General features: G+C 36.0%; 10 protein-coding genes and 1 pseudogene. 6 read left to right on the top strand and 5 right to left on the bottom strand.

The window, feature by feature from the left end; all coding sequences use genetic code 11:
- The first annotated feature begins 76 nt into the window (after positions 1–76).
- From menA to idi, 3 genes are all read left to right on the top strand, one after another.
- Positions 77–976, top strand: a complete 900-nt coding sequence (menA, locus tag HMPREF9071_RS10770; RefSeq protein ID WP_009746680.1) for a 1,4-dihydroxy-2-naphthoate octaprenyltransferase — start codon at positions 77–79, stop codon at positions 974–976.
- Positions 977–1,087: 111 nt separating this feature from the next.
- A complete protein-coding gene (locus HMPREF9071_RS10765; protein WP_009746679.1) occupies positions 1,088–1,630 on the top strand; it encodes a DUF192 domain-containing protein in 543 nt (180 codons plus the stop codon).
- Entirely contained in the window at positions 1,630–2,145 is a 516-nt protein-coding gene (gene idi / locus HMPREF9071_RS10760) for an isopentenyl-diphosphate Delta-isomerase (protein WP_009746678.1), read from the top strand. The genes HMPREF9071_RS10765 and idi overlap by 1 nt, the downstream gene beginning before the upstream one ends.
- A gap of 187 nt (positions 2,146–2,332) precedes the next feature.
- On the opposite strand, the pseudogene HMPREF9071_RS12695 reads toward idi, so the two are convergent.
- A pseudogene (locus HMPREF9071_RS12695) lies at positions 2,333–3,210 on the bottom strand (carbohydrate kinase).
- 78 nt (positions 3,211–3,288) lie between these two features.
- The gene (locus HMPREF9071_RS10750) at positions 3,289–5,499 is read right to left on the bottom strand and encodes a GH32 C-terminal domain-containing protein (RefSeq protein WP_009746676.1); all 2,211 of its coding nucleotides are present in this window, start codon (positions 5,497–5,499) and stop codon (positions 3,289–3,291) included.
- A 307-nt stretch (positions 5,500–5,806) separates the two neighbouring features.
- Here HMPREF9071_RS10750 and frr point away from each other — a divergent pair, with 307 nt between their 5' ends.
- From frr to fabG, 3 genes are all read left to right on the top strand, one after another.
- Complete coding sequence (frr, locus tag HMPREF9071_RS10745; protein WP_009746675.1) at positions 5,807–6,361, top strand: ribosome recycling factor; 555 nt, start codon at positions 5,807–5,809, stop codon at positions 6,359–6,361.
- Between the two features lie 157 nt (positions 6,362–6,518).
- Complete coding sequence (locus HMPREF9071_RS10740) at positions 6,519–8,930, top strand: thiamine pyrophosphate-dependent enzyme (RefSeq protein WP_040358593.1); 2,412 nt, start codon at positions 6,519–6,521, stop codon at positions 8,928–8,930.
- Positions 8,931–8,997: 67 nt separating this feature from the next.
- The gene (gene fabG / locus HMPREF9071_RS10735; RefSeq protein WP_009746673.1) at positions 8,998–9,732 is read left to right on the top strand and encodes a 3-oxoacyl-ACP reductase FabG; all 735 of its coding nucleotides are present in this window, start codon (positions 8,998–9,000) and stop codon (positions 9,730–9,732) included.
- Here the strand turns inward: fabG and rsmA are convergent.
- The 3 genes from rsmA to HMPREF9071_RS10720 all read right to left on the bottom strand — a co-directional run bounded on the left by rsmA (position 9,729) and on the right by HMPREF9071_RS10720 (position 11,995).
- The gene (rsmA, locus tag HMPREF9071_RS10730; RefSeq protein WP_009746672.1) at positions 9,729–10,508 is read right to left on the bottom strand and encodes a 16S rRNA (adenine(1518)-N(6)/adenine(1519)-N(6))-dimethyltransferase RsmA; all 780 of its coding nucleotides are present in this window, start codon (positions 10,506–10,508) and stop codon (positions 9,729–9,731) included. The two genes, fabG and rsmA, sit on opposite strands and share 4 nt — an antisense overlap.
- An 11-nt stretch (positions 10,509–10,519) precedes the next feature.
- Complete coding sequence (locus tag HMPREF9071_RS10725; protein ID WP_009746671.1) at positions 10,520–11,155, bottom strand: SCO family protein; 636 nt, start codon at positions 11,153–11,155, stop codon at positions 10,520–10,522.
- 81 nt (positions 11,156–11,236) lie between these two features.
- Positions 11,237–11,995 carry an energy transducer TonB gene (locus HMPREF9071_RS10720; protein WP_009746670.1) on the bottom strand — a complete coding sequence of 253 codons (759 nt, stop codon included), beginning with the start codon at positions 11,993–11,995 and terminating at the stop codon, positions 11,237–11,239.
- Positions 11,996–12,139: the final 144 nt, after the last annotated feature.

Raw genomic sequence — 12,139 nt, 5'->3', positions numbered from 1 at the left:
ACTTTAATATTGATTGTATTAATACCCCGAGTAAGTACTCGGGGTTATTGTTTGTTTTTATTTAATAATTATAATTGTGATAACTTTTCATAGCTTATACCAATCTGCTCGCTTGCGTTCACTGCCTCTTTCTATATCAGGAATCATATTGGGGAGTGCAATCGCTTATGGTCAAGGTGAATTTCAGTGGAGTATTTTTCTTTTAGCATTGTTAACCACTGTATTATTTCAAGTTCTTTCGGATTATGCTAATGATTATGGAGATGCTCAGAAAGGAACAGATAATGATCAGCGTTTAGGTCCTAAGCGAGCTATACAATTAGGAGCTATGACTCTTGAGGAGATGAAACGAGTAGTTATTGTTACCGCTATTCTTTCAGCTATTTCGGCACTGGTACTTATAGGGATTGCTTTTGAAGAGGAATGGATATTAGCTCTTGTATTTATAATTCTAGGAGGGGGGGCTATTTTTGCAGCTATCCGATATACAGTAGGAAAATCTGCATACGGATATAAGGGATTGGGAGATATATTTGTTTTCATTTTCTTTGGTTGGGTAAGTGTAATGGGTTCCTATATGCTTTATACACAAAGATTTGATATTTTAGTTTTACTTCCAGCCTCTGCTTGTGGGATGCTTAGTATGGGAGTATTGAATCTTAATAATATGCGTGATATGGTGAATGATAAGCAAATGGGAAAACATACTATTCCTGTAAAAATAGGACTTTCATTTGCTAAGTATTATCATTATCTACTTATTATATTACCTATGCTTTTGATGATGCTCTATACAGTGTTTACTTTTGAATTTCGTTATAAGGCTTTGTATATTATAGCTTTTATTCCTTTAGTCTTTCATCTGTTTTACGTAAGAGGAGTAAAGAATCCTAAGGATTTTGATTCACAGCTGAAAGTAGTAGCTTTCTCAACTTTTTTGATGAGTATTTTATTTTTTGCAGGAAAGCTATTGTGAGAAATAACAGACATTGATGATGAATTGACAGATTACTAATTTTTTGCTTTTTGCTTTTCATTTTTCTACAAAAGTTGTATTTTTGTCCCCTAAAAATAATAATGAATTTCGATGGATTTTTTCAGAAAACATTTTACTAATATCCTTATAGGAATATTAATATTAGTAGCATTAGCTACAGTGTTACCACGTTTTTTTTCTAATAATGACACACTCCCCCAACAGATAGTGACTCCTGATGAAATAAAGGAATATGAACCTCCTTTTGAACATGAAGGGAATCTCTCTTTCTATAAAAAAGATAATACTCTTATTAAAACCTTTGATGTTGAATTTGCCCGAACAGAGCGAGAAACTGAGCTAGGATTGATGTACCGAAAATCCATGAAGGAGAATCAGGGTATGCTCTTTGTTTTTCATGAGGAGAAACCTCGTTCTTTTTGGATGAAAAACACTTATATCCCTCTGGATATTATTTATTTAGATAAGGATAAGCATATTGTGAGTATAGCTAAGAATGCAGAGCCTCTCTCTGAGACTTCACGTCCGTCAGAAGGAAATGCTATGTACGTACTTGAAATTAATGCAGGCTTATCCGATAAGTTAGGTCTTACGAAAGGGGATTATATGACTTTTGAATCCTTGATAGACTAATGAAAGAGTATGTTATTTTAGTAGATGATGCAGACCGTCCTATTGGACTAATGGAGAAGATGGAAGCTCATGAAAAGGGGCTACTCCATCGAGCTTTTTCTGTATTTGTATTCAACTCTAAAAAAGAGATACTCCTTCAGCAACGGGCTTTTTCCAAATATCATTCACCGGGGCTTTGGACAAATACCTGTTGTAGTCATCCCCGAGAAGGAGAGACCAATATACAAGCAGGTGAACGTAGGCTTTGGGAAGAAATGGGCTTACGAATTCCCTTAAAGGAACTCTTTTCTTTTATTTATAAGGCTGATTTTGATAATGGACTTACTGAACATGAGTATGATTATGTATTGGTAGGTTGTAGTGATGATATTCCTGTGGTAAATCCTAAGGAGGTTGCCTCTTGGAAATGGCTCCCTTTGGAAGCAATAAAAGAGGGTATAGCACAATCGCCCCAGCAATATACTGCTTGGTTTAAAATTATATTTGACAAATTCTATCATCATTTATTAGCTTAATAAATGATGAGTTCTTAAGTGTAGATGTTCCTATGAATGGTTTTTATTTACATTATATCTGCTATTAAATACCTTTTAAAACTATTGTAAAAGTTATTTTTAGTATTTTATTCTATTATTTCTTCTTTGTATATTTCAGTCATATTGTGAAGGAAAGAGAGGACTTAAAGATAATAAATAAAATTTTTTATCTAAATAGTTCCAAATGAGCATCAGCAAGTTTAGGCATAGCTCCATGTTGCTGGCATACATAGGCAGATACTTCTACGGCTAATTGATGAGAGGCAACAAGACAACGTCCATGCAGATGTGAGGCTATAAAAGCAGCTGTAAAGGAATCTCCAGCACCTACAGTATCAGCAATAGTTATTTTTGGAGTAGGCAGGAAAGATTCTTCTTTGGGAGTAAGTACCCAACTTCCTTCAGTTCCTTTGGTAAGTATAAGAATATCAAGATTGTAATTATTTAATAAGTGTTTACAAATATCTTTTTCAGAGGCTTCCCATTTTAAAAGTTTAGCAATTTTTACAACTTCTTCATCATTGATTTTAAGGATAGTAGATTTTTGTAATGAGTTTTCTATGATTTCCCGAGTGTAATGTTCTGTCTAAGGTTGATGTCAAATATCTTTATACTGTCTTTAGGCATAGCATCTAAAAAAGCATTGATAGTAGCTCGTGATAATCTGTTACGTTGTGCCAAAGAGCCAAAACAAACTGCTTGTGCCTCCTTAGCAAGATTAGCCATGCGGGAGGTAAAAGAAATATTATCCCAGGCAACTCCTTCACAGATTTCATATTGAGGAACTCCCCAGTTATCTACACTAACTTTTACAGTACCTGTAGGGAAATCAGTTTTCTCTATCAGATAATTAAGCTGTTTCTTTTCCAGGTTATCTAAGATTTCCTTACCTAAGGAATCATTACCAATGGCACTTACTGTATAACCATTAAAGCCAAATTGAGAGATATGATAAGCAAAATTAGCAGGGGCACCTCCTAATATTTTTCTTTCAGGGAATACATCCCAAAGAATCTCTCCAAGTCCTATGATTTTATTTTTCATTATCCAATAATTTTAGAGTGGTTATTAATAGAAAAGCAGAGGGAAAGTTGCTTTCTCCCTGTTTTTCCTTTGTTGTTATTAATTTTTTATCTTGTAAAGTGTAATATTTTCTATACTAACGTCTGTATTTCCTCTTAGATTGAACCATAATTGGTTATAAGGTTCTGTAGGAAAAGCGATGTTGGTCTGTACCACCTCACCTCCATTGACAAAGACTTCGGTAGAGGCTTTATCCACCCAAAGGTGTATGGTATAGCTTTCTTTTGGAGTCAAAGGAGCTTTGATTAGAGGCTCGGCAAAGTTACCACTAAAGTTAGTAAGACCACTTTGGCTTCTATCTACTACAAAGGTTTTCTCTGTTGTATCAAAAGAATACACTATCTTTTCTCCTTTGCTATTTTGTAGAGAAAAACTAAAGCTCTTAAGAGTATTGAGCTTGACAGTGAAGCTCACCACATACCCGTTGTTATAGAAATCAGCACTGATGGGCAGGGGATTCTCAGTGAGTTTGTTTATAATAACGGGATTACTATCTCTCTCTTCTCCTACCTCTTGTACAGGAAAGCTTGCAACTACTAAGTGTTGTCCGTTGTCAGCAAGTCTTAGTTCTCGTGGTAGGGTCATAGCACTTCGAAAATTTTGGGTAGGCACTGAATTACCATAATCCCAATTATTCATCCAACCAAGGAAAATTCTGCGTCCATCACTTTCAGGAATATTACTCCAAGTAACTCCTGCGTAGTTGTCACGTCCGTAATCAATCCAGAGAGGGTAGGGAAGAGGATCTGGGGTAAAGGTAGTTCCATCAAAGTCACCAATAAAATATTGGGTAGCATTTCCTCCATTAGGGCCTCCTGGGTTAATGCTCACAAAGAGTATCCATTTTTTTTGTCCCTTATAAGTTAAAGGGAAGAGGTCAGGGCATTCCCATACACCTGTATGAGCTCCTATATTTTGTCCAAATTCACTAAGTTTTTCCCACTGCTTGAGGTTCTTAGATGTGTAGAAAGTAATAGTTTGTGAAGTAGCTAATGACATAATCCATTTCTTCTGAGGATCATACCAAAATACTTTAGGATCACGAAAATCCTGAATATTAGGATTGGGAATCACAGGATTATGAGTATATTTGACAAATGTACGTCCGTTATCAAGGCTATAAGCAATGGATTGAGATTGTTGTGCACCTGCAGAAGTATAGAAGGCAATCATGGCATTTTCACCAAAGCCTGCGGAGTTATTTCTATCTATCACTGCACTACCAGAAAAGATAGCTCCCAAGCTATCAGGAGAAAGGGCGACGGGGAGCTGCTTCCAATGCATCATGTCTTCACTTATAGCATGCCCCCAGTGCATATTCCCCCAGCGAGCTCCATAGGGATTATATTGGTAGAATAAGTGATACTCTCCATTATGATATACCATACCATTAGGGTCATTCATCCAGCCATATTCAGGAGTGAAATGGTAGCAAGAGCGATAGGATTCCTTATAATTATAATCAAAAGTATTAGAAGGTTTTATTTGGTGAATCCCCATATCTCCTTTTGTAACTTGCCTAAAAACGAGCGAAATTTTCTTCCCTTGATAGGAAGCTACCGGAAGAGGTAACCAATATTGAATGTGTGTTTTAGCAAGGCGGATATCCATAGGGGCACCCATCTCTTTTCCCTCCACTAAGAGTTGTACTTTAGTCTCTGGAGCACTATCCTCAATAGGAAGGAGAAGGTACTTTTGGGAAATGTTGTAGGTAAGAGTGTAGTTTTCCATTATATTACTTTTAAAAAGATTGCTTTGTTCAATAGCATCGATAAGGATATGCCCCCAACTGCCACGTTGGTTATCTACGATGCGTAGGGTGGCTTGTTGTCCTTTGTAAGTTTTTACATCCCAACTCATTAGTTGTAGAGTTTCACTCTCCACAGGGCTATGTGTTTTATAAATACTCTGTTCTCCAATAAGGAGTTCTATATAGGTATCACTGGAATTACCTCCTCCAATAAGAAAGTTAATGAAGTCTCGTTCTATACGAAAAGGTTTACTGGTGAGGATTCCACGGGAATCATCTCCATTATGAAAACTATTAGCAAGATATTTTCCTTGAAATCCAATAACTTCTTGTTCGCCTGCAAGACTTCCCTCAGCAGGAACTTGTCCAAAGGCATCTCCCTCAATAATCCAATCTTGAAAAGATCCTGATTCAAAATCTTCTATCATAAGGTCACCATTGTGTTGGCAGGCAGTAGGGATTAATAGAAAGAAGAGAATATAGAATAAAGATTTTTTCATAAATAATTGTAGTTTAATAAGTTTTAATTCTGTGCCAAAAGTACATCTTTTTTTTAATTAAAAAAATTTTTATGATAAAAAAAGTTTTTTGTCATATTGATTTTAATGAATTGATTTGTATATATTTATGACTCTTTGGAGAAATATAATAGTTTTGTTTGACAGGTAAGGGAGAAGAAATGATTATCTTAGTAGATTTTTGGAAAGGATGATTAAAAATTTTTAAGTTTCATTTTTTATTTTTCACTTAAATATTGTATCTTTGCCAACCGAAAGGATATTTATAACAAATAAAAAACAACTATCTATGAATGAAGAAATTGATTTTATTTTAGAGAGTACTAAGGAGGCAATGCAAGGTTCAGTAGCACATTTAGAGAAATCGTTACTCAATATCCGTGCAGGGAAAGCCTCTCCTCAGATGCTCGGGAGTGTATTTGTGGATTATTATGGTTCACAAACACCTTTAAGCCAAGTGGCAAATGTGAATACTCCTGATTCTCGAACTATTAGTATACAACCTTGGGAGAAAAATATGCTCTCAACAATAGAAAAAGCTATCATGGTAGCCAATTTAGGGTTTAATCCTATGAACAATGGAGAAACAATTATCATTAGTGTTCCTCCGTTAACGGAGGAACGCCGTAAAGAACTTGTAAAACAAGCTAAAGGAGAAAGCGAAGAAGCTAAAATAGGGGTGCGTAATGCTCGCCAAGAAGCTAATAAGGAAATCAAAAAGATAGAGATTTCCGATGATATAAAGAAGGATACTGAGGAACGTGTGCAAAAGCTTACTGATAAGTATATCAAACAGATAGATGAAATACTTGCTAAAAAGGAAGCAGAGATTCTAAAAGTTTGATATTTTGGTAAATTAAATTTAACAGAAAGGCTGTCCTTCTTGGATAGCCTTTTATATTTCCCATAAGAGAAAAATCTGTATGAAAAAAGATAGATTTTCTTGGCAAATAATTATTTTTTATGTACTTTTGGGCTTTATTTCAGAAAAACTAATTTTTATGGATACAACGACCTCTTTTTTACAAAGCATGCCTTTTGAAGAATTAAAAAAACAATCCTTGGAGGATTATAGAATAGCTGTTCTTAGCCGTGAATGTAGTTTGGCAGGACGTAGAGAAGTACTTACGGGAAAGGCTAAATTTGGTATTTTTGGAGATGGTAAGGAACTACCACAGGTGGCTATGGCTCGGGCTTTCCAGAAGGGAGATTTCCGTAGTGGTTACTACCGTGACCAGACATTTATGATGGCAATCGGAGAATATACTCCTAAGCAATTTTTTGCAGGTATCTATGCTGATAATAATATAGAACATGAACCTCACAGCGGAGGAAGGCAGATGGGGGGGCATTTTGCTACCCATAGTCTTGATGAAAAAGGAAATTGGAAAAGGCTTGTTGACCAGTATAATACGGCAAGTGATGTTTCCTGTACGGCTGGTCAAATTCCTCGTTTGGTAGGACTGGCACAAGCCTCTAAAATTTATCGGGATCTTTCTATTCCCAATAGTGAGGGTTTCTCTAACCATGGTAATGAAGTTGCTTGGGGAACCATTGGGAATGCTTCTACCAGTGAGGGACTTTTCTTTGAAGCATTCAATGCTATAGGAGTGTTACAAGTTCCAGTAGTGATGAGTGTATGGGATGATGATTATGGTATCTCGGTTCCTGCTTCTTATCATACAGTAAAGGAGAGTATTTCAGAGGCTCTTAAGGGATTCCAGCGAGATTTCAATCACAAAGGATTTGAAATATATACGGTTAAAGGATGGGACTATCCTGCCCTTATGGAAACTTATGCTAAGGCAGGGCATTTAGCTCGTACTGAACATGTACCTTCCCTTATACATGTAACGGAACTTACACAGCCACAAGGACATTCTACCTCAGGTTCACATGAACGCTATAAAACACCTGAACGACTTGAATGGGAAAAAGAATATGACTGTAATGTACAATTTCGTAAATGGCTTATATCTAATGGGATAGCTACAGAAAGTGAACTTATAGCGATAGAGGAAGAAGTAAAGAAAACAGTAAAAGATGCTCGTGATAAGGCTTGGATGGAGTATCAAAATCCTATAAAAACAGCCAAAAGAGAGCTTATTAATCTTCTATATGAAATGGAGAAAGAGTGCCTCAATAGCCTTGAGATATCTCATCTGAAGGATGCACTTGCTGATGTAGATGTACCTCTCTATCGCGATGTGATTAGTACTGCCCGTAAGGCATTACGTTATGCAGTAGGAGAGGAAAAAACATCTGTAAAAAACCTCAAAAAATGGCTTAATAATATCCTTGAAGATCTACAGGACAGATATAGTTCTCATTTATATAGTGAAGATGATAAAAATCCTATTTTTGTCAAAGAAGTACTTCCTAAATATGCGGAAGATGCTCCAGAGGTAGATGGACGTATTATCTTGCGGGATAATTTTGATGCACTGTTTGCTAAATATCCTAACTTGATTACCTTTGGAGAAGATACTGGGAAAATAGGAGATGTAAATCAGGGAATGGAAGGCTTACAAGAGAAGTATGGGATTACCCGTATAGATGATACAAGTATACGAGAATCCTCCATTATAGGACAAGGTGTAGGAATGGCTATGCGTGGCTTACGTCCTATAGCCGAAATTCAATATATAGATTATACGCCTTATGCTTTACAGACTATCACAGATGATTTAGCTTCTCTAAATTATCGAACTTGTGGTTATCAGAAAGCACCTTTGATTATTCGTACACGAGGGCATCGCTTGGAAGGAATCTGGCATTCAGGTTCACCTATGGCAGGACTACTTAACTTTTTGCGAGGAGTTTATTTCTTGGTGCCTCGTAATATGACTAAGGCAGCGGGGTTCTATAATACGCTTCTGCAAGGAAATCAACCAGCTTTCGTAGTGGAATGCTTGAATGGTTATCGTATTAAGGAGAGAATGCCTTCCAACTTGGGCGAATTCACCACTCCTATAGGGGTCGTGGAAAAAATTCGTGAGGGTCGTGATATTACAGTAGTTTCTTATGGCTCTACTTTGCGTATAGTGGAACAGGTAGCTAAGGAATTGGATAAGGTAGATATTAGTATTGAAATCATTGATGTTCAATCTTTAATTCCTTTTGATATTAATCATGATACTGTAAAAAGTGTTCAGAAGACTAATAATCTGCTCATTGTAGATGAGGATGTAGAAGGAGGTGCTTCTGCTTACTTATTGCAAGAGATTGTGGACAAACAAAATGCTTACCGCTATTTGGATAGTAAGCCACAGACCCTAACATCCAAATCTCATCGTCCTGCGTATGCCTCTGATGGAGATTATTTCTCAAAACCTAATGCTGAGGATATTTATGAGAAAATATATGAAATTATGAATGAGATAAATCCTGTTAAGTATCCGAAAATATTTTAATAAATCAAGGAATAGAAAGGCTATCTGAGAGTGTAAGATAGCCTTTTTTTCTAAAAAATGAAGAAATATGAAAAAATGTGCACTTATAACAGGAGCATCTCGTGGTATTGGAAGAGCTATTTGTGAAAAATTGGCTTATGATAATCATTATCATTTGCTTATTAATTATCAGAGTAATAAAGAAGCTGCTTTACAAACCCTTGACAAAGTACAGAGTTTAGGAGCTGTGGGAGAATTGCTCTGTTTCGATGTTACCAATAAGGAGCAAACACAGGAAGTACTTACTCTTTGGCAGGAAACGAATAAGGAGGCCTTAGTGGAGGTGATTATCAATAATGCAGGAATTACTCGTGATGGACTGTTTATGTGGATGCCTTATGAGGATTGGGATAAGGTACTGAAAACAACCTTGGATGGGTTCTATAATGTGACCCATTTTTTTATTCAAAAAATGCTACGTAATCGTTATGGGAGGATTGTTAATATAGCTTCTGTTTCGGGAGTGAAAGGTACAGAGGGACAAGTAAATTACTCAGCAGCTAAGGGGGCTCTGATTGCTGCTACAAAAGCATTAGCACAAGAGGTTGCTAAGCGAAATATTACGGTTAATGCAGTAGCACCAGGGTTTATACAAACGGATATGACCGCTTCTTTGGATGAGAAGGAACTCTCTAAGAGGATCCCCATGGGACGCTTTGGTAAAGCAGAAGAAGTCGCTAATTTAGTTAGTTTTCTTGTTTCTGATAAGGCAAGTTATATTACAGGGGAGGTGATAAATATCAACGGGGGAATTTATTCTTAAGGAGTAAGCCATTGGGTGAGTGTGATAAACTCCTCTACAGAGAGTGTCTCAGGACGCCTATCAAAAACGGAATGAACTTTAAGTTCTTCCTTCTCTGATAAAAAAGACTTTAGGCTATTGCGAAGGGTTTTACGGCGTTGCCCAAAAGTAGTTTTAACGATAGTAAAGAAAAGTCTCTCATCACAAGGGAGACTATAGTTCTCCTTACGTTTGAGGTGAATGACTCCACTTTTCACCTTAGGAGGAGGATTGAATACATTCTCAGGAACGGTGAATAGATATTCAGTATCATAAAAAGCCTGAGTGAGTACTGAAAGAATACCATAGGCTTTGCTTCCAGCCTTTTCGCAAATGCGTTCAGCAACTTCTTTCTGGAACATTCCGGCAAACTCAGGAACAAAAAAGCGAATTTCCAATAACTTAAATATGATTTGAGAGGAAATATTATAAGGAAAATTTCCTATAATAGCAAAGGAAGCCTTTGAAAAATAACTTACAATATCAAACTTCAGAAAATCTTTTGCAATAATATGGTTTTTTAATTGAGGAAAATGAACTTGAAGATATTCAACAGATTCTTTATCTATTTCAATAACAAAAGTCTCTGTTTTTTTTAGGAGAAGAAATTGTGTAAGTACTCCAGTACCAGCACCTATTTCTAAAACTATTTTATACCCATCAAAGGATAGAGTGTTTGCTATTTGTTGAGCAATATTTAAATCGGTGAGGAAATGTTGTCCTAAGTACTTTTTAGGTTGAACAGGAGATTTTTTCAAGATAAAGTCAATTATAAGGAGTTATTCTTTAGTTTTTTGATGTCCTCTATAAGCATATTAATTCCCTCTTTAGTCATACCATTATAGAAGATAATGGGTTTTCCGGTATTGTCCTTCCTGCAGACAATATTTCCTTGAGTATCCACTAAGGCAAATAATCCAGAATGTTCAAAATTTTCGGGCTTATTGCCTTCTTTAGCATAAATATTAAACCCGTCATTAGCGATATGGTATACAATTTCTTTATCTCCAGTGAGCAGATGCCAATATGGAGAATGTATTCCCTTTTCTTTAGCATAAGTTTGTAATACTTCAGGAGAATCTGTATAAGGATCAATAGAAAAGGATGCTATCCCTATGGAATTATCAGAAAAAGCATTCTGTACAGCTACCATATTAGTGGTCATAATAGGGCAGATAGTAGGGCAGGAAGTAAAGAAAAAATCCGCTACCCACACTCTCCCTTCAAAATCCTTATTACAAATCTGCTTATTATATTGGTTAGTAAGGCAAAAAGAAGGAGCTTTCCCTACTACAAATAATCCATGAGAACTCTCTTTGCGCCAAGAGTGGATCCCCCATACAATGATGGCTATGAGTACTAAAGGGATACATCCATAAAGAGTAGATTTTATCTTTTGGGACATAGTTAGTTAAGATTAAAAATTAAAAGTGAATAGAAAAATAATAATTAACTATTCACTTGTAATAAATATAAAAAATATTCATTAGTTTAGTCTGAATAAGATAGGGTAAGAGAAGATTACCGCTACCGGTCTGTCACGTTGTTTACCAGGGATAAGTTTTGGAAGTTTTTCAATCACGCGACGAGCTTCTTTCTTAAGAATATCTTCTTTTCCTTGAACATTAATGACTTCTACAGTGCCATCTTTCTTGATACGGAACTGTACAGTTACTCTTCCTTGTGTTCCCATTTCTCTAGCGATTTCTGGATAGACAAGGTTTTTGTTAACAAAAGCATCTAAGGACTTCTTAAAACACTTTTCCTGTTGATCTTTGGGTTCATCTTTACATTGCTCAAACATAGGCTTTTGCTCAATAGCAAAGAATTGAACTTCATCAGGAATATCCTCATCACCTCCTGTACCGGTACCTGTACCTCCGGGGACACCTTTTAGAATAGGGGCTTTGTTAGAAGCATCATCCTTATTATCATCATTCTTTTTTAAATTAACCTCTACTTTTTCCTTGTCATCTACTTGTTTGATAACATCAGGAACTTCAATTTCCTTAGGTTGTTCTTCTTCAGGTTGAGCAGGAGGGGGAGTATTATCCTCCATAGTGAAATCCTGCACATCCTCTGTAAGGTCAGTAATTTTGTCAAATTCTAATTTCTTTTTACCTTCTTCTACGGTCTTATAATTAATAGCATAGAGGCTAGCAAAAGTAGCTATAGCAAGACCTATGGAAAAGAATAATCCAGTACGGCGTTTTAAATCAACATTAGGATTTTTTTTAGGTTTCATGGGGTGGATATTTTAAGAATTTATATCTGTAAAAAGTAGCTCAATAATTGTGCCATTTTACTCTATTTTAATAAAAAATCTAAAAGAAAGAAGCCATTCTCTTAGAAATAGCTTCTTTGTATATTCAAAATAACTGATATAAGA

This window comes from Capnocytophaga sp. oral taxon 338 str. F0234 (assembly GCF_000192225.1).
Taxonomy (GTDB): Bacteria; Bacteroidota; Bacteroidia; order Flavobacteriales; family Flavobacteriaceae; genus Capnocytophaga.
This window is presented reverse-complemented; position numbering and strand designations above follow the sequence as displayed.

Excerpts from the sequence above, each read along its gene's own strand:
- HMPREF9071_RS10765 (WP_009746679.1), top strand. The coding sequence starts at position 1,088 with ATGGATTTTTTCAGAAAACATTTTACTAATATCCTTATAGGAATATTA.
- idi (WP_009746678.1), top strand. The coding sequence starts at position 1,630 with ATGAAAGAGTATGTTATTTTAGTAGATGATGCAGACCGTCCTATTGGA.
- HMPREF9071_RS10750 (WP_009746676.1), bottom strand. The coding sequence starts at position 5,499 with ATGAAAAAATCTTTATTCTATATTCTCTTCTTTCTATTAATCCCTACT.
- frr (WP_009746675.1), top strand. The coding sequence starts at position 5,807 with ATGAATGAAGAAATTGATTTTATTTTAGAGAGTACTAAGGAGGCAATG.
- HMPREF9071_RS10740 (WP_040358593.1), top strand. The coding sequence starts at position 6,519 with ATGGATACAACGACCTCTTTTTTACAAAGCATGCCTTTTGAAGAATTA.
- fabG (WP_009746673.1), top strand. The coding sequence starts at position 8,998 with ATGAAAAAATGTGCACTTATAACAGGAGCATCTCGTGGTATTGGAAGA.
- HMPREF9071_RS10725 (WP_009746671.1), bottom strand. The coding sequence starts at position 11,155 with ATGTCCCAAAAGATAAAATCTACTCTTTATGGATGTATCCCTTTAGTA.
- HMPREF9071_RS10720 (WP_009746670.1), bottom strand. The coding sequence starts at position 11,995 with ATGAAACCTAAAAAAAATCCTAATGTTGATTTAAAACGCCGTACTGGA.